The following is a 23,047-nucleotide window of genomic DNA, read 5'->3' as shown; positions in this document are numbered from 1 at the left end:
GAACAGGTGAGCTGACGCGTGATGAGGAGCGCAGCGATAAGCAGTGCCGCCGACCCGCACCTCTGTGCGATCCTCGGCGGTGTGGAAACCAGATCCGTCAGCCCGGTGTTCGTCGGCCGAGCCGACGAACTGGCCGCACTCGTAGACGCCCTGACCCGCGCCGCCGAACAGGAGCCGCAGGCCCTGCTCATCGGCGGAGAGGCCGGGGTCGGCAAGACCCGGCTGACCGAGGAGTTCCTCGGAGAGGCCGCCCGCCGCGGCGCCGTGGTGGCGGTCGGAGGCTGTGTGGAGATCGGGGCGGAGGGCCTTCCCTTCGCCCCGTTTTCGACTGCCCTGCGCACCCTGCTCCGCCAACTGCCCGACGAACTTGCCGCCGCGGCCGCCGGCCAGGAGGACGAACTCGCCCGGATCCTCCCCGAACTCGGCGAGACCCCCCGCGGCCCGCACGACGAGGAGAGCACCGCCCGGCTCTTCGAGCTGACGGCCAGGATGCTGGAACGCCTCGCCGCCCACCGCACCGTCGTCCTCGTCCTCGAAGACCTCCACTGGGCCGACACCTCCACCCGGCACCTGCTCGCCTACCTTCTGCGCACCCTCGGCAGCGGACGTCTCGTCCTCGTCGCCACCTACCGGGCCGACGACATCCACCGCCGCCACCCGCTGCGCCCCCTCCTCGCCGAACTCGACCGGCTGCGCACCGTCCAGCGGATCGAACTGCGCCGCTTCAACCGGGCCGAGGTCCGCCGCCAGCTCGCCGGGATCCTCGCCACCCAGCCCGAAGAGAGCTTCGTGGACTCGGTCTTCGACCGCTCCGACGGCAACGCCTTCTTCGTCGAGGAACTCGTCGCCTCCCGTGAGAGCGGCTGCCGCACCGGCCTCACCGAATCCCTGCGCGACCTGCTGCTCGTGCGCGTAGAGGTCCTCCCCGACGCCGCCCAGCGCGTCGTGCGCGTCGTCGCCGAGGGCGGCTCCACCGTCGAGTACGCCCTGCTGCGCGCCGTGGTCCAGCTCGGCGAGGACGAACTGATCGAGGCCCTGCGGGCGGCCGTCGGCGCCAACATCCTCCTCGCCACCTCCGACGGCGACGGCTACCGCTTCCGCCACTCCCTCGTCCGCGAGGCCGTCAGCGACGACCTGCTCCCCGGCGAGCGCGCCCGCGTCAACCGGCGCTACGCCGAGGCCATGGAGGCCGACGAGAGCCTGGTGCGCGCCGAGGAGCGGGTCATCCGGCTGGCGAACTACTGGTACGCGGCGAACAGCCCGGCCAAGGCCCTGCCCGCCGTCCTCGCCGCCTCCGTCACCGCCCGCCGCCGGCACGCCTACTCCGAGCAGCTCAGCCTGCTGGAGCGAGCCATGGAACTGTGGGAGAGCACCCCCGAAGAGGTCCGGGAGGAACTGCGCCCCGCGGACTACACCGACGTGTACCCGCCCTGCGGCTGCGACCCGGAGACCACTCCGCTCCAGCGCCTCGACCTGTTCGCCGAGGCCACCGTCGCCGCCCGGTTCGGCGGCGAACGCGAACGCGCCCTGAAGCTCGTCAAGCTCGCCCTGCGGATCCTCGACGAGGACGGCTCCGACCCGCTGCGGGCCGCCTGGTTCTGGACCGAGCGCTCCCGGCTGGTGGCCAACCTCGCCCGGGGCGACGGCTGGGAGGAGATCGCCAGGGCGCAGGAACTGGTCAAGGGGCTGCCCCCGTCCCAGGTGCACGCCGACGTCCTGGTCCGCGCCGCCGGCTGGGGCATGCTCCACAACCCCGGCCCCGCCAACCTCGCCGCCGCCGAACGCGCCGTCGAGTACGCGCGGATGGTCGGGGCCGAGGAGACCGAGCTCAACGCACGGATCACCCACGGCAGCCTGCTCGCCGACTCCGGTGACCCGGACGCCGGACTCGCCGAGATCCACGAAGTCCTGCTCCGTGCCTCGGAACTCGGATTCACCCTGCTCGCCGGTCGTGCTCACATCAACCTCAGCTCTCAACTCGAAGGACTCGGCCGGTCCCGGGAAGCGGTGGAACTGGCCGAACAAGGAATCCGGCTCGTCGCCAAATCCCGGCTCCTGGACACCGAAGCCTGGCTCCGCGGCAACATGGCGGAGAGCCTGTACAGCCTCGGCCGGTGGGACGAGGCCGCCACGGAGGCCCGCCGCACCCTGCGCGACGGCCAGGGCGCACCCCCGCGCGGCACCGCCGCCGCACACCTGGTCCACCTGGCCCTGGCCCGCGGCGAACTGACCGAGGCCGCCCACCAGCTGGCCGCCGCCCACACCCACTTCGGGACCCACGACGCCCAGCCCCAGCACCGGCTGCCGCTCTACCGGCTGGCGATCGGCATCGCCGAGGGCGAAGGCCGGATCGCAGACGTCCGCGCCGAGACCGCCGAGGCCGTCACCCTCGGGTTCGCGCTCGGCCAGCACCGCTACGCCTGGCCGCTGCTGCTGGCCTCCGCCTCCGCCGAGGCCGACGCCCGCGGCCTGCCCGCCGCCGACGAGGGCCGTGAGGCGGCCCTGACGACCCTCCGCACCGGCGCCAAGGACCTGCCCACGCCGGCACCCGTGTGGACCGCCCACGCGGAGTACCTGCGGGCCGAACTGCTCCGTGCCGAGGACCGCGACACCCTCGCCGACTGGACCGCGGTCGAGGCCGCCGTCCGCCCCCTCCAGCGCCCCTACCTGCTGGCCCGGGCCCGCCACCGCCTCGCCGAGGCGATGCTGGCCCGCGGCACCGACCGGGAGGAGGCCGCCGACCTGCTGCGCGACGCGCACGCCGCCGCCGACCGGCTCGGCGCCCGCCGCCTCCGCGAGGAGCTGGCCCTGCTCGCCCAGCGCGCCCGGCTCCCGCTGACCGCCGACGACACCGGCCCGCACCGGCCCGACCGGGACACCGCCGACCCCCTGGAAGCGCTCGGCCTGACCAGCCGCGAGCGCGACGTCCTGCGCCTGGTCGCCACGGGGAGCACCAACCGGCAGATCGCCGAGGAACTCTTCATCTCCCCGAAGACCGCCAGCGTGCACGTCTCGAACATCCTGGCCAAGCTGGGCGTCGCCGGCCGGGGCGAGGCCGCCGCACTCGCCCACAGGCTGCGCCTGTTCACCCCCGTGGAGCCGGAACCCGCCGCCTCGGCGGGCCGCGGCTAGGGCGCGTCCGCGTCCGCCTCCGGCCCGTCCTCCCGCGGACGTATGAGCACCCGGCCGGAGTCGAGGTCTATCGGGCCCCGTCCCGGATCGCCGTCACCGACGTCGGTCCGGGACAGCTCCAGCCGTTCGCGCTCCTCGTGCACATGCCGAGAACCCGGGTTGAAGAGCTCCTGGATCGCGTTGAACACCGTGCCCACCGTGCCTTTCCGCCCCCCTCCGGGGCCACTCGGGTCACCGCACCGTCAGGGTCAGCATCCTGTCGTCGCCCGCTTCCGGCGACCCGCGCCCGTCCGTCTCGCTCGTGACCAGCAGCAAGCGGTCCCCGCCCAGGGACACCACCGTCCGCAGCCGCCCGTACTTCCCCTGGAGGAAGGCCTCCGGCTCCGCCACGGGCACGGCACCCTTCAAGGGGATCCGCCACAGCCGCTCGCCCTTCAGCCCGGCCATCCACACCGAGCCCTGCGCCCAGGCGATCCCGCTCGGCGACGCCTCGTCCGGCTTCCACACCGCCACCGGATCCCGGAACCCCGCCCGGCCCGCCTTCCCCTCCACCTCCGGCCAGCCGTAGTTGCCGCCCGGCTCGATCAGGTTCAGCTCGTCCCAGGTGTTCTGGCCGAACTCGGCCGCCCAGAGCCGTTTGTCCTTGTCCCAGGCGAGGCCCTGCACATTGCGGTGCCCGTACGAGTACACGACGGAATCGGCCTCCGGATTGCCGTGCACCGGCTGTCCGTCCGGGGTCATCCGCAGGATCTTCCCGCCCAACGACTTCCTGTCCTGTGCCAGAGCCGTGTCCCCGCTCTCGCCGGTGCCCGCGTAGAGCATCCTGTCGGGCCCGAAGGCGATCCGGCCGCCGTTGTGGACGACTCCCTTGGGGATGCCCCGCAGCACCGTGTCGGGCGCGCCCAGCTGCTGCCCCGCCTGCCTCTGCTCGTCGTACCGCATCCGGGCGATGCGGTTGTCGGACTCGGTCGTGAAGTACGCGTACACCAGCCGGTCCGAGGCGAACGTGGGGGACAGGGCCAGGCCCAGCAGCCCGCCCTCCCCGCCCGGCGCGACCCCGGGCACCCTGCCGATCTGCGTCACCGCCCCCGTGTCCGTCCGGACCCGGCTGATGGTGCCCTTGTCGCGGGAGGCGACCAGCAGGTCCCCGCCCGGCAGCGGGGCCACTCCCCAGGGGGACTCCAGGCCCTTGGCCACCTCCCCCGACACCGTCACCGAGCCGCGGGCGGGGGGTGCCCACGGGTCCCGCGCCGTCCCCGAAGGCCCCGGCGAGGCCGTCCCCGGCGGCGACCCGGGCGGGGAGCCGCCCGCCCCCGCCGGCACACCGCCGGAGGAGGAACAGCCGGCCGTCAGCAAGACCCCGCACCCCGCCAGCGCGAGTGCCACCGGCACGCCCCGCCCGCGCGGCCCCGATCCGGCGCGGCGCCCTGCACCGGAGCCCCGCGCCCCGCCGTCCCCCGTCTCCCCGATCCCGCCGTCCCCCGTCTTTCCGATCCCGCCGTCCGAGGTCCCGTGCGCCCCGCTCCCGTACGCCCCGCTCCCGTCCCGCCGGTTCCGTCCGTATCGCATGGTCCCGCTCCCCTCCGGTCCGCCGATCCCGCCTTCCATCCCTTTCAACAGGTCCGGCACATCCGGAAGTTCCACCGCTCGTACACCCGATCGAGTGGTTGTGGGGGATCGGGCCGGGCCGTCCGATCGGCCCGCTCCCCGGCTCAGTCCCAGGCACCCGCCGCCGTCGGCAGCGCCGCGATCTCGGCCAGTTCCCCGGCCGTCAGCCGCACCTCCGCCGCCCGGGCGTTCTCCGCGGCCCAGCGCGCCCGCTCCGCCCCCGGCACCGGCACCACGTGCGGCCCCTGCGCCAGCACCCACGCCAACGCCACCTGCGCCGGCGTGACCTCCGGTCCGTGCCGCAGCGCCACCCGCCGCAGCGCCGCCACCAGCACCTGGTTCGAGGCCATGGCATGCGCCGTGAACCGGGGATGCCGCGCCCGCACGTCCGCGTCCTCGAACCCCTGCCCGGGCGTCAGCGTCCCGGTCAGGAACCCGCTCCCCAGCGGCATCGCCGCCAGCATCCCCACGCCCCGCGCCGCGCACCACGGCAGCAGCTGCCACGCGGCCTCCGGCGACCACACCGACAGCTCCGCCTGTACCGCGGTCACCGGGAACACCTGCTGGACCCGCTCCAGCTGCCGCACCGTCGACCGGTAGCCCCGGTCCCCGCGCCGTCCGGCCCCCGGCCCGGCCCCCGCGCCCAGCGCGCAGAACCCGAGCGCCCGCACCTTCCCCGCGCCGACCAGCTCCGCCATGGCGCCCCAGGTCTCCTCCACCGGCACGTCCGGATCCACCCGGTGCAACTGGTACAGGTCTATGACGTCGGTCCGCAGCCGCCGCAGCGAGGCGTCGCACGCCCGGCGCACGTACCCCGGCCGCCCGTCGGCCACCACGTGCTGCTCACCGGCGCGCAGCCCCACCTTGGCGGACACGAAGGCCTCGGCCCGCCGCTCCCGCAGCACCCGTCCGACCACCAGCTCGTTGGTGAACGGCCCGTACAGGTCAGCCGTGTCCAGGAGGTTGGCCCCCAGGTCCAGCGCCGTGTGCACCGTCCGCAGTGACTCCTCGCCGCGGCGTCGTGAAGGCGCGTAGGCCCAGCTCATCGGCATGCACCCGAGCCCGATGGCTCCGACCGTCAGCGGCCCGGCCCCGATCGCCCTGCGCTCCACCCCTGCGTCCCCCTCCCGGTACGGACCTCAAAGTAACGGCTTGATCCAGTTCCCTTCGCATAGCCTCGTGATCATGACTGCTGCGACCGGGGACGTCTGGCTCCCCTTCCCCGCCGAGGAGATCGAGGGTCTCCCCACCTCCTTCCGCTACCGACGGTGGGACGGTGAGGAATCGTTCCCGGCCGACCCCGCCGACTGTGTCTTCTACGTCACGCCGTACATGAAGTCCCGGGCCGTCACCCTGCGCCCGCTCGCCGGGATGACCGCCCTGAGGGTCGTCCAGACGCTCACCGCGGGCATCGACCACCTCGCCGGCGGCCTCGACGGCCTGCCCCGCGGAGTCCGGGTCTGCAACGCCCGCGGCGTCCACGAGGCGAGCACCGCGGAGCTCGCCCTCACCCTGACCCTCGCCTCCCTGCGCGGCATCCCCGGCATGGTGCGCGGCCAGGACCGCGAGGAATGGCACGGCGGCTTCTACGGGGCCCTCGCCGACAAGGCCGTCCTGATCGTCGGCTACGGGTCGATCGGCGCGGCCGTCGAGGACCGGCTGCTCCCCTTCGAATGCGGGTCCGTCACCCGTGTGGCCCGCTCCGCCCGCGACGCCCCGCACGGCCCGGTCCACGCCCTCGCCGACCTGCCCCGCCTGCTGCCGGACGCGGACGTGGTGATCCTGTGCACTCCGCTGACCGAGGACACCCGGGGCCTGGCCGGCGCAGACTTCCTCGCCCGGATGAAGGACGGGGCCCTGCTCGTGAACGTCGCGCGCGGCCCCGTCGTCGACACCGAGGCCCTCCTGGCGGAACTGCGACCCGGCCGGCTGTGCGCAGCGCTCGACGTCACGGACCCCGAACCGCTGCCGCCCGGCCACCCGCTCTGGCACGCCCCGAACGTTCTGATCACCCCTCATGTGGGCGGCAGCAGCTCGGCGTTCGAACCCAGGGCGAAGCGGCTGGTCGCCCGCCAGCTCACCCGGTTCGCCGCCGGGGAGCCCGTGGACAACACCGTCCTGGTCACGGACTAGATCCCGCCGTACGCGGTCCGCAACCACCCGTATGCGCGGGGTGTCCACAACACTCTTGGTGGTGACGGAGAGTAGAGAGACTATGTCGCTGAGTGACGAAAGTGGTGTATCGTCCGGAACCAGGGGCTGCGCCACGTACGTCTGGCGCTGGGGAGTGATCGGACACTTTGGGGGCGACGGGCGATGCACGGCCAATGGGCGAAGGATCCGATGCGGCAGAGCCGCCGGAGGCGACGATGGGGCGCGCCGGAACCAGCCGGCGAGGGGGACCGGTGAACCCCCCGGGGGCGGCGCTGCTGACCCGGCCGCCCGTGGCGGGCGGCGGTGGGGGCCTGGCGGCGCAGCTCCTCCTCGCGGTGGTCAGCGGCGGGTACGCCGTGGGAGCCGCCCTCGGCTGGGGGTCCGAGGAACTCGCCAAGGTCATGGGCGACTTCGGACTCAGTACGGCAGGGTTACTGGCCGCCGTCTCCTGCTATCACTACGCCAGGACGATCGACCGGCGTGAGCGCCCCGCCTGGCTGATGTTCGCGTTCTCCTCGCTCATGGGAGCCCTCGGGAACGCCGTCTGGGGCTGGTACGAGGTCATCCTCGGCCAGAAGGTCCCCGAGCCCTCCCTCGCCGACTTCGCCTTCCTCTGCTTCGCCCCGCCCGCCATCGTGGGCCTGCTCGTCCTCGCCAAACGCCCCGTCACCCGGGCCGGCTGGGTCTGTCTCGGACTCGACTCCTGGCTCATCGGCGGCTCGCTCCTGACCCTGTCGTGGAGCCTGGCCCTCGCCAACGCCGCGCGCACCGCCCAGTCCGGAGCGCCCGGCAGCGTCCCGCGCGCCGCGCTCTCGCTCGCGTACCCGCTCCTGGACATCGCGCTCGTCTCGATGGTCCTGGTCCTGCACTTCCGCCGTTCCGCGAACAACCGCTCCGCCGTCAACACGGCCATCGCGGCGCTCGCCCTGACCGTCCTGAGCGACGCGCTGTTCACCTCGCCGCTGCTGAACACCACCTACCGCTCCGGCGAGATCCTCGACGCCGGATGGTTCGCCGGCTCCCTGCTGCTCGCCTACGCGCCCTGGGGCGCCCGTCGGCCCGACGGCGTCGACCGGGCCGCGCCCCAGCGCCCGGAACGGCCCCACAGCCGTCCCATCACCGGCTCGCTGCCCGCCCTCACCCCCTACCTCGCCGCCGCCGTCTGCACCCTCGGGATCCTCTACAACGTCGTCGACGGCCGGAAGGTCGACCGCATGGTCGTCTTCACCGGCTGCACCGTGGTCCTGGCCCTCGTCATCCGCCAGGGCATCATGCTCCTCGACAACATCGCTCTCACGCAGGAGCTGGCCCAGAAGGAGAACCACTTCCGCTCCCTGGTCCAGGGCTCCAGCGACGTCATCATGATCGCCGCGCCCACCGGCACCCTGCGCTACGTCAGCCCCGCCGCGGCCGGGGTCTACGGCCGTGAGGCGGAGGAGCTGATCGGCAGCGAGCTGGCCAGCCTGATCCATCCCGACGACCTCGGACGCGTGGTCCACGAGGTGCGCCGCTTCCTGGCCGCACCGCCCACCGAGGAGCCCACGACCCGCATCGAGTGCCGGTTCGAATCGGGCAGCGGCGAATGGCTCAACGTGGAGTCCACCGTCAACCGGCACCAGGGCGGGCTCATCCTCAACAGCCGGGACGTCACCGAGCGGGTCCGCCTCCAGGCCCAGCTCCAGCACAGCGCCGAGCACGACCCGCTCACCGACCTGCCCAACCGGGCCCTGTTCACCCGCCGGGTCCGCCAGGCGCTCACCGGCCGCCGGGCCGGGGACCACAGCACCGCCGTGCTCTTCATCGACCTCGACGGCTTCAAGGCGGTCAACGACACCATCGGCCACCAGGCCGGCGACGAACTGCTCGTCGAGGCCGCCCACCGCCTCCAGGACGCCGTCCGGGCGGGGGACACCGCCGCCCGGCTCGGCGGGGACGAGTTCGCCGCCCTGATCCTCGGCGACGGCAGCCGCGACCGCAGCGCCCGCGAGTACCAGGTGCACGAGATCGCCGAGCGGCTGCGCAGCACCCTCTCCCAGCCCTACAGCATCGCGGGCAGCGAGGTCCGGGTCGCCGCCAGCATCGGCGTGGCCTTCGCCGACCCCGGCATCACCCCTTCGGACCTGATGCGCAATGCGGATCTGGCGATGTACCGGGCCAAGGCCGGCGGGAAGGACCGCGTCGAGCTGTACGCCCCCCAAATGCAGGCCGAGGTCGTCCGCAAGGCCGAGCTGGCGGGCCGGCTGCGCACCGCGCTCCACGAGGGCGAGTTCGCCCTGTTGCACCAGCCCGTGGTCTCGCTGGCCACCGGTGAGGTCACCGCGGTGGTCGCCCAGGCCCGCTGGCGGTCCGCCCAGGGGATCCTCTTCACCCCGGCCGAATTCCTCCGGGTGGCCGAGCACGGTGAGGCGGGGGCCGCCGGGCAGGACGCCGCGCGCACCGCCGAACTGGGCCGCTGGCTGCTGGAAGAGGCCGTCGAGCGGGCCGCCGAGCGTCACCGGGCCGGACACGACGTACCAGTGGCCGTACGGATGACCGCGCAGCGGCTGCTCGACCGGTCCCTGCCCCGCGGTTCCGTGGAGGCTCTGCTGGCCCGGCACGGACTGCCCTCCGGGGCGCTGGTGCTGGAACTGGCCGCCTCCGACCCCAGAGTGCCCTTCGACGAGCTGGAGCGCCGCCTGACGGCCCTGCACCGGCTCGGCGTCCGGATCGCCCTCGACGGCTTCGGCAGCGGCTACGCGGCCATCAGCGCCCTCCGCAGGCTTCCCGTGGACCTCCTCAAGCTCGACCGGGGCCTGGTCGAGGGGGTGGTCGAATCCGCCCGGCTGCACAAGATCACCGCAGGGTTGTTGCGTATCGCAAATGACCTGGGCATGCAGTCCGTGGCGGACGGGCTGGACCTGCCGGAGCAGGTGCTGGCACTGCGCGCCATGGGGTGCACCCACGGCCAGGGAGCGGCCTTCTCCGGACCACTCGACGAATACAGGCTGCGGCGCGCGCTCGTGAGGAGTACGTTCCCAGTACCGGGCGGTACGGCCCAGCCGGCCTTGGCCGGTGGCGCGTCCGGTGGTTCGATGGTCATCCGTAGAGGCTCAAATAATGAGACGCCCGTCCCACCCGCTTGACATCGACCTCCCGCCGGAGGGAGGGTCAGTGCCATGCGCACCCGAATTCTCGTACTTGGAAAGCGCGTCGGCTGAAGCTGGGACCACCATGTCCCCGCTCAACGCTACCGACGCGCTCCCCTCGCTTGCCACCAGGCACGAGGGGTTTTTTGTTGCACTGGCACACGCCCCCGGTCCTGACCCGGGGGATCCCCGCCCCTCGTAAAACCCTCAGCTTCGAGAAGAGAATGCCGATGACCGAGCAGGCCACCGGGGCCCACCATCCGCAGCCGCGGCCCCGTACGGGTGGACACCAGCCCACCGCAGTTGAGCACGTCACGGGCGCCCAGTCCCTCATCCGCTCTCTCGAAGAGGTGGGGTGCGACACGGTCTTCGGCATCCCGGGCGGCGCCATCCTCCCCGCGTACGACCCGATGATGGACAGCAAGAAGGTCCGTCACATCCTGGTCCGCCACGAGCAGGGCGCCGGGCACGCGGCCACCGGCTACGCGCAGGCCACCGGCAAGGTCGGCGTCTGCATGGCCACCTCGGGCCCGGGTGCCACCAACCTGGTCACCCCGATCGCCGACGCGCACATGGACTCCGTCCCGCTCGTCGCCATCACCGGCCAGGTCTCCTCCAAGGCGATCGGCACGGACGCCTTCCAGGAGGCGGACATCGTCGGCATCACGATGCCGATCACCAAGCACAACTTCCTGGTCACCAAGGCCGAGGACATCCCGCGGACGATCGCCGAGGCGTTCCACATCGCCGCCAGCGGCCGTCCGGGCCCGGTCCTGGTGGACATCGCCAAGGACGCCCTCCAGGCGAAGACCGCCTTCTCCTGGCCGCCGTCCATGGACCTGCCGGGCTACCGGCCGGTCACCAAGCCGCACGCCAAGCAGATCCGCGAGGCCGCCAAGCTCATCTGTCAGGCCAAGCGCCCGGTCCTGTACGTCGGCGGCGGCGTCATGAAGTCCGGCGCCACGGCCGAACTGAAGGTCCTCGCCGAGCTGACCGGGGTCCCGGTCTGCACCACCCTGATGGCCCTCGGCTCCTTCCCCGACAGCCACCCGCTGCACGTCGGCATGCCGGGCATGCACGGCAGCGTCACCGGCGTCACCGCGCTCCAGAAGTCGGACCTGCTGATCGCCCTCGGCACCCGCTTCGACGACCGCGTCACCGGCAAGCTGGACAGCTTCGCGCCGTTCGCCAAGGTCATCCACGCGGACATCGACCCCGCGGAGATCGGCAAGAACCGCGAGGTCGACGTCCCGATCGTCGGCGACGCCCGCGAGGTCATCGCCGACCTGATCCAGGCCGTCCAGGCCGAGCACACCGAGGGCAACGCGGGCGACTACACCGCCTGGTGGAAGGACCTCAACCGCTGGCGCGACACCTACCCGCTGGGCTACGACCTGCCCGAGGACGGCATGCTGTCCCCCCAGCAGGTCATCGAGCGGATCGGCGCGCTCGCGCCGCCGAGCACGATCTTCGCCGCGGGCGTCGGCCAGCACCAGATGTGGGCCTCGCACTTCGTCAAGTACGAGGAGCCCCGCACCTGGCTGAACTCCGGCGGCGCCGGAACCATGGGCTACGCGGTCCCGGCCGCGATGGGCGCGAAGGTCGGCATGCCGGAGCGCACCGTCTGGGCGATCGACGGCGACGGCTGCTTCCAGATGACCAATCAGGAACTGGTCACCTGCGCGCTGAACAACATCCCGATCAAGGTCGCGATCATCAACAACGGTGCGCTGGGCATGGTCCGCCAGTGGCAGACCCTGTTCTACAACCAGCGGTACTCCAACACCGTGCTGCACGCGGACGAGACCGGCCACGACACCGTCGGATCCCAGCTCGGCGAGTCCATCGCACCCCGCAAGGGCACCCGCGTCCCGGACTTCGTCAAGCTGTCCGAGGCCATGGGCTGCGTCGCGCTGCGCTGCGAGGACCCGGCCGACCTGGACAAGGTCATCGCCGAGGCCAACGCGATCAACGACCGTCCGGTCGTGATCGACTTCATCGTCCACGAGGACGCCATGGTGTGGCCGATGGTTGCCGCCGGCACCTCCAACGACGAGGTCATGGCAGCCCGGGGCGTCCGCCCCGACTTCGGCGACAACGAAGACGACTGAGCCGAGAGAGCCTGAGAGAGAGAACGACTCACATGTCCAAGCACACGCTCTCCGTCCTGGTCGAGAACACGCCCGGCATCCTCGCCCGGATCGCCGCGCTGTTCTCCCGCCGCGGGTTCAACATCGACTCCCTCGCGGTCGGCGTCACCGAGCACCCCGACATCTCCCGCATCACCATCGTCGTGAACGTGGAGGACCTCCCGCTGGAGCAGGTGACCAAGCAGCTCAACAAGCTGGTCAACGTGCTCAAGATCGTCGAGCTGGAGCCGCACAATGCCATCGAGCGCGAACTCGTCCTGGTGAAGGTCCGCGCCGACAACGAGACGCGCTCGCAGATCGTCGAGATCGTCCAGCTGTTCCGCGCCAAGACGGTCGACGTCTCCCCGGAGGCCGTCACCATCGAGGCCACCGGCGGCACCGACAAGCTGGGCGCCATGCTCAAGATGCTGGAGCCCTTCGGCATCAAGGAGCTCGTGCAGTCCGGCACCATCGCCATAGGGCGTGGCGGCCGGTCCATCACGGACCGCAGCCTGCGCTCGCTCGACCGCAGTGCCTGACCGCAGCTCCTGACTCCAGAGCCCGGCCGCGGTCGCCCGCCCACCGCGGCGCTCCGGGGCGCGAATGCCCCGGTTCGAATGGCGAGACCGACAAACTCAGATTCCGTTCCCCGCCGTACGGTGGGAGCAACACCAGCGCACCAAGGAGATATCCCAGTGGCCGAGCTGTTCTACGAGAACGACGCCGACCTGTCCATCATCCAGGGCCGCAAGGTCGCGGTCATCGGTTACGGCAGCCAGGGCCACGCCCACGCGCTGTCGCTCCGTGACTCCGGCGTCGACGTCGTCGTCGGCCTCAAGGAGGGCTCGAAGTCCAAGGCCAAGGCCGAGGAGCAGGGTCTGAAGGTCGTCTCCGTGTCGGAGGCCGCCGAGTGGGCGAACGTCATCATGATCCTGACCCCGGACCCGCTCCAGGCCGAGATCTACGAGGAGTCCATCAAGGACCACCTCAAGGAGGGCGACGCGCTCTTCTTCGGCCACGGCTTCAACGTCCGGTACGGCTTCATCAAGCCCCCCACCAACGTCGACGTCGCCCTGGTCGCCCCGAAGGGCCCGGGCCACCTGGTCCGCCGTCAGTACGAGGAGGGCCGCGGCGTTCCGTGCATCGCCGCCGTCGAGCAGGACGCCACCGGCAAGGCCTTCGACCTGGCGCTGTCCTACGCGGCCGGCATCGGCGGCACCCGCGCCGGCGTCATCAAGACTACCTTCACCGAGGAGACCGAGACCGACCTGTTCGGTGAGCAGGCCGTCCTCTGCGGTGGCGCCTCCGCCCTGGTCAAGGCCGGTTTCGAGGTCCTGACCGAGGCCGGCTACCAGCCGGAGATCGCGTACTTCGAGTGCCTGCACGAGCTGAAGCTCATCGTGGACCTCATGTACGAGGGCGGCCTGGAGAAGATGCGCTGGTCGGTCTCCGAGACCGCCGAGTGGGGCGACTACATCACCGGCCCGCGCGTCATCACCGACGCCACCAAGGCCGAGATGAAGCAGGTCCTGGCCGAGATCCAGAGCGGCGAGTTCGCCAACACCTGGATGGCCGAGTACAAGGCGGGTCTGCCGAAGTACAACGAGTACAAGAAGGCGGACGAGGCCCACCTGCTGGAGACCACCGGCAAGAAGCTGCGCAAGCTGATGAGCTGGGTCGACAGCGACGAGAGCTGATCTCGTGCGCGGCGGGGCCGGGACGTGTCGTTCCGGCCTCGCCGCGCACCGCCCCCACGGGTGGAGGTGGCCGGAATGTGGGCCTCGTGTAGCGCGGATTGTCCACCCCGGCCAATCTCGGACGGGTGATCCTTCCGTACAGGCGGAATTCCGGCTCGGATCCGCTACTACACTGCACAACACAACGCGTCAGGCCCACAGTGTCGTGCGTCTTCCACGCGGCTACCCCCTCCACCGCCTGCGGCCGTCGGGACGGCCGTCCGCACTGGACTTGTGAGGACCCACGTGAGCTCGAAACCTGTCGTACTCATCGCCGAAGAGCTGTCGCCCGCCACGGTGGACGCGCTCGGTCCGGACTTCGAGATCCGGCACGTCAACGGCGCCGACCGCGCCGAGCTGCTCCCCGCGATCGTCGACGTCGACGCGATCCTCGTCCGCTCCGCCACCAAGGTGGATGCCGAGGCGATCGCCGCCGCCAAGAAGCTGAAGGTCGTCGCGCGCGCCGGTGTCGGTCTCGACAACGTCGACGTATCCGCCGCCACCAAGGCCGGCGTGATGGTCGTGAACGCCCCGACCTCCAACATCGTCACCGCCGCCGAGCTCGCCTGCGGTCTGCTCGTCGCCACCGCCCGCAACATCCCGCAGGCCAACACCGCCCTGAAGAACGGCGAGTGGAAGCGGAACAAGTACACGGGCGTCGAGCTCAGCGAGAAGACCCTCGGCGTCGTGGGCCTCGGCCGCATCGGCGTCCTGGTCGCCCAGCGCATGTCCGCCTTCGGCATGAAGATCGCGGCCTACGACCCCTACGTGCAGCCCGCGCGCGCCGCCCAGATGGGCGTCAAGATGCTGACGCTGGACGAGCTGCTGGAGGTCGCCGACTTCATCACCGTGCACCTGCCCAAGACCCCCGAGACCCTCGGTCTCATCGGGGACGAGGCCCTGCACAAGGTGAAGCCGTCCGTCCGCATCGTCAACGCCGCCCGCGGCGGGATCGTGGACGAGGCCGCGCTGTACTCGGCCATCAAGGAGGGCCGCGTCGCCGGCGCCGGTCTCGACGTGTACGCGAAGGAGCCCTGCACGGACTCCCCGCTCTTCGAGCTCGACCAGGTCGTCTGCACCCCGCACCTCGGCGCCTCCACGGACGAGGCCCAGGAGAAGGCCGGCATCTCGGTCGCCAAGTCGGTGCGCCTCGCGCTCGCCGGCGAGCTCGTGCCGGACGCGGTCAACGTCCAGGGCGGCGTCATCGCCGAGGACGTCCGTCCCGGTCTGCCGCTCGCCGAGAAGCTCGGCCGCATCTTCACCGCCCTCGCGGGCGAGGTCGCGGTCCGCCTCGATGTCGAGGTCTGCGGCGAGATCACCCAGCACGACGTCAAGGTGCTCGAACTCTCCGCGCTCAAGGGTGTCTTCGAGGACGTCGTCGACGAGACGGTCTCCTACGTCAACGCCCCGCTGTTCGCGCAGGAGCGCGGCGTCGAGGTCCGCCTGACCACCAGCTCGGAGTCCCCGGACCACCGCAACGTGGTGACCGTGCGCGGCACCCTGTCGGACGGTCAGGAGATTTCGGTCTCCGGCACCCTGGCCGGCCCCAAGCACCTCCAGAAGATCGTCGGCGTGGGCGAGTACGACGTGGACCTGGCCCTGGCCGACCACATGATCGTGCTGCGCTACACCGACCGCCCGGGTGTGGTCGGCAAGGTCGGGCAGCTGCTCGGCGAGGCCGGTCTGAACATCGCGGGCATGCAGGTCGCCCGAGCCGAAGAGGGCGGCGAGGCGCTCGTCGTCCTCACCGTCGACGCCGAGGTCCCGGTCGACGTCCTCGCGGCCATCTCCGCCGAGATCGGCGCCGCGTCGGCCCGTACGGTCAACCTCGGCTGACCGCCGCACCGCATACGGAAGGGCCCGGGGTGTTCCCCGGGCCCTTCCGCGTCCTCTCTCCCGCCGCTACGGGGCTCAGCCCGTCGGCGCGGCGGCCGGGACGGCCCGCTCCGCCGCGGCCGGGGCGGCGGCCCGCCCGCTCCGGGCCAGGGCCAGGGCGCCGGCCGCCGCCACGAGGAGCAGCGCCGCACCGCCCCAGGCCGCGTACTGCATTCCGTGGACGAAGGCCTCACGGGCCAGGGCCAGCAGCTGTGCACCGGCCGCTCCGCCGGTCTGCGCGGCGGTGGCCACCGCGCCGCCCAGGGTCTCCCGGACGGCGGGTTCGGCGCCCGACAGGTCCGAGCGGTAGACGGCGGTGCCGAGGCTGCCGAGCAGCGCCATGCCGAGGGCGCCGCCGAACTCCTGGCCCGTCTCCAGCAACGAGGCGGCCGAGCCGGCCTTCTCGGCGGGGGCCGAGGCCAGTGCCATGTCGGAGACCAGCGACATCACCACCACGATGCCGGAGGCCAGCACCCCGGCACCGGCCAGCAGCAGCCACAGGGAGTCGGTGCCCACCAGGGAGATCAGGCCGAACCCGGCGGCGGCCAGGACGAAGCCGCCGGCGATGACGCGGGCCCGGTCGGTCTTCTGGGCCAGGGCCGCTCCGACGGGGGCCGCGGCGCCGATGAAAAGGGAGGGCGCGAGGCTCCACAGGGCCGCCTCCAGGGTGCCCATGCCGAGCACCGACTGCAGGTACTGGGTGGTGAAGTAGGCCGAGCCCATCATGGCGAAGGCGGCCACGGTGTTCAGGCCGATGCCCGCCCCGAAGCCCCGCCCCCGGAACAGCGCCCGCGAGACCATCGCGTCCTCGTGGCGGCGCTGGCGGCGGACGAAGGCGTATCCGAACGCCAGGCCGACGAGCAGGCAGCCGAGGGAGAGGGGTTCGAAGCCCTCGGCGGCGATCTCCTTGAGCCCGTAGACCACCGGCAGGACGGCGGCCGTCGACAGCGGGATGCCCAGCAGGTCGAAGCGGCCGGGCGCCGGGTCCTTGAACTCCGGCACCAGCACCGGTACCAGGACCAGCAGGAGCAGCATCGCCGGCACGTTGATCAGGAAGACCGAGCCCCACCAGAAGTGGTTCAGCATCACGCCGCTGAGCACCGAGCCCAGGGCGATGCCGCCGGTCATGGCCCCGGACCAGATGGCGATGGCCTTGCCGCGCTGCCTGTCGTCGCGGAAGAGGTTGCGCACGAGGGCCAGGGTGGAGGGCATCAGGGTCGCGCCGCCGACGCCGAGGAGCACGCGGGCCGCGATCAGCATCCCGGCGCTGGTGGCGTAGGCGGCGGCGACGGAGGCGAGGCCGAAGGCGCCGGCCCCCATCAGCAGCAGCTTGCGGCGGCCGATCCGGTCGCCGAGCGAGCCCATCGTGATCAGCAGGCCGGCGAGGGCGAAGGCGTAGCTGTCGAAGATCCACAGCTGCTGGGTGGCGCTCGGGTCGAGCTCCCGGGTGATGGCCGGGATGGCGAAGTAGAGGACGGAGGTGTCCATCGAGACCAGGAGCAGGGGCAGCAACAGGACCGTGAACGCGGTCCATTCGCGGCGGCCGGCGAGGCGCGCAGTAGCGGCGGGGTTCGTCATGAGAAGGAATGTACATCTGTCATAAACGCTTGTCTATGACGGATGTATGGAACTCATGTCTAGGACGGTTGTCTTGCTACCGTGAGGCCATGGGACATCGCGAAGATCTGCTCGAAGGCGCGAAGAAGTGCCTGGCCGAGAAGGGGTTCGTGCGGACGACCGCACGCGACATCGTCACCGCCTCCGGCACCAACCTGGCGTCCATCGGCTACCACTACGGCTCCAAAGACGCCCTGCTCACCCAGGCCTTCATCGCCCTGATGGAGGAATGGGGCGAGGGGTTCGGGGGCGCCCTGGGCGGTGCGGAAGGCTCGCTGGAGCGCCTGCACGGTCTGTGGGAGGGGGTCGTGGACCGGCAGGAGGAGACCGCACCCGTCTGGGCGGCCAGCCTGGAGATCGCGCTGAGCCGTGGCCGGCACGCCGAGCTGCGGGCCATGCTCGGCGCCTCGCAGCGGGAGGGGCGCCGGGGCCTGATCTCGATGCTGACCGGGACCCCGGAGGACGAGGTGACCGAGCGCGACGAGCGCACCCTCGGCACCGTCTACCAGGCGCTGCTCAACGGCCTGATGATCCAGTGGCTGTTCGACCCGGCGAGCGCCGCCACGGCGGAGGAGTTCACCGAGGGGCTGCGGCGGGTGGCCGAGGGGGTCACGGCCGAGGCGGAGGGCGGCGAGGGCTGAGCGGCGCCCGCCGCAGGGCCCCGGCCGGTACGCGCCGGCGCCGGACCGGAGCCGGAACTGCCGCTCGGGCGCGTACGTCCAACCGTCGCAGCAGTCGAACCGGAGCGGCTGGAGGGGGAGTTCCCATGACGGGTGCGAGACGCGGGGCCGTGGTGACGGGGGTGGCGGCCGCGGTGGACAGGATCCCCGACGGCGCGGCCCCACCCCGCCGCTGACCGTCACGGGCGTCCGCCTCGGCGAGACCGGGGTACGCACCAGCCGCGGCCCGGCGCGGGTCCCCGCCTGGCTGTTCACGGTGGAGGGCCACGCGGCGCCGCTCGTCGGCGCGCGACGCTGCCGCAGGACCCGCCCCGGGTGCCGCTCGCCCCGCGGAAGCCCTTCGAAGCCGGCACGGCCCCGCTCTCCGGGCAGCGCGGAGCCGGGCCGGGGGCCACCGCCTTCAGCGCGGACGCGGGCCACGGGGCCTGCGACGGGGGAGCCGCCGTCGACGTCTTGGAGGACGCGGACACGGTGGTCCTGACCGGCCGGGTGCTGCCGGGCCGGACCGGGGAGCCGGAGGCCGTGTGTCCGATGGTCCAGCTGTCGCAGACGGTCCCGGTCACCCTCACCCGCCCCCTCGGGACCCGGGTGCTGCTCGACGCGGCCTCGGGCGCGCCCCTCAAACCCCTGCGTCCGCTCCCGCCGTCTCCGCCGCTCCCGCCGTCTCCGCCGCTCCCGCCGTCTCCGCCGCTCCCGCCGTCTCCGCCGCTCCCGCCGTCTCCGCCGCTCCCGCCGTCTCCGCCGCTCCCGGCGGTCAGCCGTGCAGTCGGGAGGCCTTGAGGGCCATGTGGAGCAACAGGCGGTCCTCGCCGTCGTCCAGGTCGAGCCCCGTCAGCTGCTCCACCCGGCCCAGCCGGTAGTACAGGGTCTGGCGGTGGATGCCCAACGCGGCCGCCGCACGGCCCGCCTGGCCCGCGCAGTCGAGGAACACCTCGGCGGTACGGGCCAGTTCCCGGTGGGCCGGGCCGAGCAGGGTCCGGGTCGCCGGGTCGTCCGCCGGGCCCGCCGCCAGGGCGGCCAGCATCCGGTACGGGCCGATCTCCGACCACTGTGCCACCGGCCCCGGCAGTGGCCGGGCGGCGGCCGTCCGGGCCGCGGCGGTGGCCTGTGCCCAGGCGGCGGGCAGCTCCGCGAGGGTCCGGACCGGGTCGGACAGGCCCGCGGTGGGGCCCGGCGCGCCGTCCGCCCCGGCGCCGGTGCCCGTCGCCCCGGGGCGCGGCAGCAGCCGTCCCACCGCGGTCAGGGCCGGGGCCAGCGCGTCCGTCGAGCGCAGCCGGAGCAGGACGGCGAGCGCCCCGCCCCCGGAGCCCCCGGGCCCCCCGCCGGACGCACCCGCCACGCCGTTCGCGCCGACGGCGTCACCCGGTACGACGCACACCGCCGCCGCCCCCGGCACCGACGCGGGAGCCTCCCCGGCCCACGGCGCCACGCACACGGCGGCGTGCAGTCCCTCGGCCCCCGGCCCCAGGGCCACCCGCAGCGCGGCCACCGCCATGTCCTGCTGCCAGCCCCGCCCGGCGGTGAGGACCGCGAGGAACTCCCGGGACAGGTCGGCGCCCGCCTTGGCCTCCTCGGCGAGCAGCACCCCGATCCGCTCGGCCACCTCCATCGCGGCGGCCAGCGCCTGTGCCCCGGGGCCCGGCTCCTGGTCGAGGAGCCACACGTAGCCCTGCACGATGCCCCGGTAGCGCACCGGCAGGCAGATCCGCCCGCGGAAGACGCCCGCGTCCGGGGCGGCCGGGATGTGGACGGGGCCGGTCGCGCGGGTGATCCCGTAGGCCTCGAACCAGGACCGCACGGCCGCCGTGGACTGCCGGGTGAGGATCGAGCGGGTGCGGACGGGGTCCATGACGAGGTCGTCGTCGCTGTCGTGGGCTCCGAAGGCGATGAGGCGGAAGTCCCGGTTCTCCAGTGTGGCCGGGGCGCCGAGCAGCGCCGAGATCTCGTCGACCAGGTCCTGGTAATCGCCCTTCACGCGCCCATTCTCCCATCTCGCACACGGCTCTTCAGACAGATGTATGACATCCGGACCACGGATGCGTGACAGCTGTCGATGGCAGAGGATCGTGGAGATCCTTAGGTTTCACGGTGGTTTTACTTGCGTTTTCCCTACGGCCGCGGCCCACCCCGCACGGCGGCCGCAGTCCGCTTCTGCCACCCGTTGGAGGTGCCCCGTGCTGGGTCCCGTGATCCTCGCCGCTTCGCGCAGCGACAAGATGCGCCGAATCGTCTCCGCCGCCCCCGTGACCAAGCCCGTGGTGAACCGCTTCATCCCGGGTGAGACGGTCGACCAGGTCATCCCGATCGTCGAGGACCTCACGCAGCGCGGCCTGGAGATCACCCTCGACGTCGTCGGTGAGGACATCACCGCCGTGGAGCAGTCCCACGCCGCCCGCGACGCCTACCTGGAGCTCATCGAGCGCCTCGGCGCGCTGGGCCTGGGCGAGACGGTCGAGATGTCCGTCAAGCTGTCCATGTTCGGCCAGGCGCTGGAGGGCGGCCACGAGCTGGCCCTCGCCAACGTCCGCCCGGTCGTCGAGGCCGCCGCGGCCATCGGCACCACCGTGACCCTGGACGCCGAGGACCACACCACCCTCGACTCGATGTTCGCCATCCACGAGGAGCTGCGCCGGGACTTCCCGCGGACCGGCTGCGTGATCCAGGCCTACCTCTTCCGCACCGAGGCCGACGCCCGCCGCCTGGCCGCCGCCGGCAGCCGCGTCCGCATCGTGAAGGGCGCCTACAAGGAGCCGGCCGAGGTCGCGTACCAGGACAAGGCCGAGATCGACAAGGCGTACGTCCGGATCATGAAGATCCTGATGGAGGGCGACGGCTACCCGATGATCGGGTCCCACGACCCGCGTCTCATCGCCATCGGCCAGGAGCTGGCCCGCCAGGCAGGGCGCAAGCTGGACGAGTACGAGTTCCAGATGCTGTACGGCATCCGCAGCGAGGAGCACCTGCGGCTGGCCGCCGAGGGCCACCGGATGCGCGTCTACACGGCCTACGGCACCGACTGGTACGGCTACTTCATGCGCCGCCTCGCGGAGAAGCCGGCCAACCTGCTGTTCTTCCTCCGCTCGATGATCACCAAGAACTAGGCACCCCACTAGCTCAAGGAGTTACCAGCCCCATGGATGCTGTGACCCAGGTCCCCGCGCCGGTCAACGAGCCGGTCCACTCGTACGCCCCCGGCAGCCCGGAGCGTACGCGCCTCGAATTCCAGCTCAAGCAGCTGTCCGAGAACCCGATCGACCTCCCCATGACGATCGACGGCGTCAAGCGGATGGGCGGCGGCGAGCGCTTCGACGTCGTCCAGCCGCACGACCACAAGTCCGTCATCGGCACCTACGCCAACGCCACCGGGGCCGACGCCCAGGAGGCCGTCGACGCCGCCCTGGCCGCCGCCCCGGCCTGGCGCGCGATGTCCTTCGACGACCGCGCCGCGATCATCCTGCGCGCCGCCGAGCTGCTCGCCGGCCCCTGGCGCGAGAAGCTGGCCGCCTCCACCATGCTGGGCCAGTCCAAGACGGCGCAGCAGGCCGAGATCGACACCCCGTGCGAGCTCGTCGACTTCTGGCGCTTCAACGTCCACTTCGCCCGGCAGATCCTCGCCGAGCAGCCCGCCGCGAACAGCGCCGGCGTGTGGAACCGCAGCGACCACCGCCCGCTCGAAGGCTTCGTCTACGCGATCACGCCGTTCAACTTCACGGCCATCGCCGGCAACCTGCCGACCGCCCCGGCCCTGATGGGCAACGTGGTCGTCTGGAAGCCGTCCCCGACGCAGACCCACTCCGCGGTCCTCCTCATGGAGCTCCTGGAGGCGGCCGGCCTGCCCAAGGGCGTCATCAACCTGGTGACCGGCGACGGCATCGCCGTCTCCGAGGTGGCCCTGAACCACCCGGAGCTGGCCGGCATCCACTTCACCGGCTCGACCAAGACCTTCCAGTACCTGTGGAAGACGGTCGGCAACAACATCGAGAAGTACCGCTCCTACCCGCGCCTGGTCGGCGAGACCGGCGGCAAGGACTTCGTCGTCGCGCACCCGTCCGCGGACCGCGCGATCCTGAAGACCGCCCTGACCCGCGGCTCCTTCGAGTTCCAGGGCCAGAAGTGCTCCGCCTCCTCGCGCGCCTACGTTCCGGCCTCCATCTGGAACGACGGCTTCAAGGAGGCCTTCGCGGCCGAGGTCGACGGCATCGCCATGGGTGACGTCCGCGACCTGGACAACTTCATCGGCGCGGTCATCGACGAGCGCTCCTTCGCGAAGAACAAGGCCGCGATCGACCGTGCGAAGGCCGACCCGACCTGCACGATCGTCGCCGGTGGCACGTACGACGACGCCGAGGGCTACTTCGTCCGCCCGACCGTCATCGCGTGCACCGACCCGGAGAACGAGGTCTTCACGACCGAGTACTTCGGCCCGATCCTCGCGATCCACGTCTACGAGGACGACAAGTACGACGAGATGCTCGCCCAGATGGAGAACGTCTCGGCGTACGCCCTGACCGGCGCCGTCATCGCGCAGGACCGCTACGCGGCCGCCGACACGATGGAGAAGCTCCGCTTCGCGGCGGGCAACTTCTACATCAACGACAAGTCGACCGGCGCCGTCGTCGGCCAGCAGCCCTTCGGCGGCGGCCGCGCCTCGGGCACCAACGACAAGGCGGGCGCGGCCTCGAACCTGCTGCGCTGGACCTCGACCCGCTCCATCAAGGAGACCCTGGTCCCGCCGACCGAGTACGGCTACCCCCACATGGGCTGACCCGCCCCCGCTGAACCCCGCCCCCGCTCCGGTACCCCCAAGTCCGGAGCGGGGGCGGTATCCATTTCCCCCCTCGGCAACTCCTGCTAGCCTGAACACAGTTGTCGTGTACGGCGACCAGCTCCGCCACTCGGGCCCGGTATCCCGAGGGAGCCAAGGGCTCTGACGAGTTCCCGTACGGGGTGGGACAGACCGCTGGGAGATACGCAACCTCTACGCGCCCGTA

At 72.1% G+C, this 23,047-nt stretch carries 16 protein-coding genes; 11 read left to right on the top strand and 5 right to left on the bottom strand.

The window, feature by feature from the left end:
- Positions 1-21 precede the first annotated feature (21 nt).
- The gene (locus tag ACEPPI_RS01130; RefSeq protein ID WP_373913364.1) at positions 22-3,132 is read left to right on the top strand and encodes an AAA family ATPase; all 3,111 of its coding nucleotides are present in this window, start codon (positions 22-24) and stop codon (positions 3,130-3,132) included.
- Here ACEPPI_RS01130 and ACEPPI_RS01125 read toward each other — a convergent pair.
- The 3 genes from ACEPPI_RS01125 to ACEPPI_RS01115 form a co-directional block, all read right to left on the bottom strand.
- The gene (locus ACEPPI_RS01125; RefSeq protein WP_373913363.1) at positions 3,129-3,320 is read right to left on the bottom strand and encodes a DUF6191 domain-containing protein; all 192 of its coding nucleotides are present in this window, start codon (positions 3,318-3,320) and stop codon (positions 3,129-3,131) included. The genes ACEPPI_RS01130 and ACEPPI_RS01125 overlap by 4 nt on opposite strands.
- Before the next feature lie 43 nt (positions 3,321-3,363).
- Positions 3,364-4,701 (bottom strand): sorbosone dehydrogenase family protein, encoded by a 1,338-nt coding sequence (locus tag ACEPPI_RS01120; protein ID WP_373913362.1) that lies wholly within the window; start codon positions 4,699-4,701, stop codon positions 3,364-3,366.
- A gap of 143 nt (positions 4,702-4,844) precedes the next feature.
- A complete protein-coding gene (locus tag ACEPPI_RS01115; RefSeq protein ID WP_373913361.1) occupies positions 4,845-5,852 on the bottom strand; it encodes an aldo/keto reductase in 1,008 nt (335 codons plus the stop codon).
- 73 nt (positions 5,853-5,925) lie between these two features.
- On the opposite strand from ACEPPI_RS01115, the gene ACEPPI_RS01110 reads away from it, so the two are divergent.
- From ACEPPI_RS01110 to serA, 6 genes are all read left to right on the top strand, one after another.
- The gene (locus ACEPPI_RS01110; RefSeq protein WP_373913360.1) at positions 5,926-6,873 is read left to right on the top strand and encodes a 2-hydroxyacid dehydrogenase; all 948 of its coding nucleotides are present in this window, start codon (positions 5,926-5,928) and stop codon (positions 6,871-6,873) included.
- A gap of 236 nt (positions 6,874-7,109) precedes the next feature.
- Positions 7,110-10,016 (top strand): putative bifunctional diguanylate cyclase/phosphodiesterase, encoded by a 2,907-nt coding sequence (locus tag ACEPPI_RS01105; RefSeq protein ID WP_373913359.1) that lies wholly within the window; start codon positions 7,110-7,112, stop codon positions 10,014-10,016.
- A 227-nt stretch (positions 10,017-10,243) separates the two neighbouring features.
- Positions 10,244-12,130 (top strand): acetolactate synthase large subunit, encoded by a 1,887-nt coding sequence (locus ACEPPI_RS01100; RefSeq protein ID WP_373913358.1) that lies wholly within the window; start codon positions 10,244-10,246, stop codon positions 12,128-12,130.
- Positions 12,131-12,162: 32 nt separating this feature from the next.
- Positions 12,163-12,687: an acetolactate synthase small subunit gene (gene ilvN, locus ACEPPI_RS01095; RefSeq protein WP_030236168.1), complete on the top strand. Its 525-nt coding sequence runs from the start codon at positions 12,163-12,165 to the stop codon at positions 12,685-12,687.
- A gap of 156 nt (positions 12,688-12,843) precedes the next feature.
- On the top strand, positions 12,844-13,845 hold the full coding sequence (gene ilvC, locus ACEPPI_RS01090; RefSeq protein WP_373913357.1) for a ketol-acid reductoisomerase: 1,002 nt from the start codon (positions 12,844-12,846) through the stop codon (positions 13,843-13,845).
- Between the two features lie 285 nt (positions 13,846-14,130).
- Complete coding sequence (gene serA, locus ACEPPI_RS01085) at positions 14,131-15,720, top strand: phosphoglycerate dehydrogenase (protein ID WP_373913355.1); 1,590 nt, start codon at positions 14,131-14,133, stop codon at positions 15,718-15,720.
- Positions 15,721-15,795: 75 nt separating this feature from the next.
- On the opposite strand, the gene ACEPPI_RS01080 is transcribed toward serA, so the two are convergent.
- A complete protein-coding gene (locus tag ACEPPI_RS01080) occupies positions 15,796-17,337 on the bottom strand; it encodes an MFS transporter (protein WP_373913354.1) in 1,542 nt (513 codons plus the stop codon).
- A gap of 89 nt (positions 17,338-17,426) precedes the next feature.
- Here ACEPPI_RS01080 and ACEPPI_RS01075 point away from each other — a divergent pair, with 89 nt between their 5' ends.
- Together ACEPPI_RS01075 and ACEPPI_RS01070 are read left to right on the top strand one after the other, a co-directional pair.
- A complete protein-coding gene (locus tag ACEPPI_RS01075) occupies positions 17,427-18,017 on the top strand; it encodes a TetR/AcrR family transcriptional regulator (RefSeq protein ID WP_373913353.1) in 591 nt (196 codons plus the stop codon).
- Positions 18,018-18,371: 354 nt separating this feature from the next.
- The gene (locus ACEPPI_RS01070) at positions 18,372-18,836 is read left to right on the top strand and encodes a hypothetical protein (RefSeq protein WP_373913352.1); all 465 of its coding nucleotides are present in this window, start codon (positions 18,372-18,374) and stop codon (positions 18,834-18,836) included.
- Here ACEPPI_RS01070 and ACEPPI_RS01065 read toward each other — a convergent pair.
- Entirely contained in the window at positions 18,811-20,031 is a 1,221-nt protein-coding gene (locus tag ACEPPI_RS01065; protein WP_373913351.1) for a PucR family transcriptional regulator, read from the bottom strand. The two genes, ACEPPI_RS01070 and ACEPPI_RS01065, sit on opposite strands and share 26 nt — an antisense overlap.
- 199 nt (positions 20,032-20,230) lie before the next feature.
- Between ACEPPI_RS01065 and ACEPPI_RS01060 the strand changes: the two genes are divergently transcribed.
- Together ACEPPI_RS01060 and pruA are read left to right on the top strand one after the other, a co-directional pair.
- Entirely contained in the window at positions 20,231-21,157 is a 927-nt protein-coding gene (locus tag ACEPPI_RS01060) for a proline dehydrogenase family protein (protein WP_266842495.1), read from the top strand.
- 32 nt (positions 21,158-21,189) lie between these two features.
- Positions 21,190-22,821: an L-glutamate gamma-semialdehyde dehydrogenase gene (gene pruA, locus ACEPPI_RS01055; protein ID WP_373913350.1), complete on the top strand. Its 1,632-nt coding sequence runs from the start codon at positions 21,190-21,192 to the stop codon at positions 22,819-22,821.
- Positions 22,822-23,047 lie beyond the last annotated feature (226 nt).

Source organism: Streptomyces sp. AB3(2024), assembly GCF_041862025.1.
Lineage (GTDB): Bacteria > Actinomycetota > Actinomycetes > Streptomycetales > Streptomycetaceae > Streptomyces.
The sequence above is the reverse complement of the archived record's forward strand: the minus strand, read 5'-3'. Positions and strand labels throughout refer to the sequence as shown.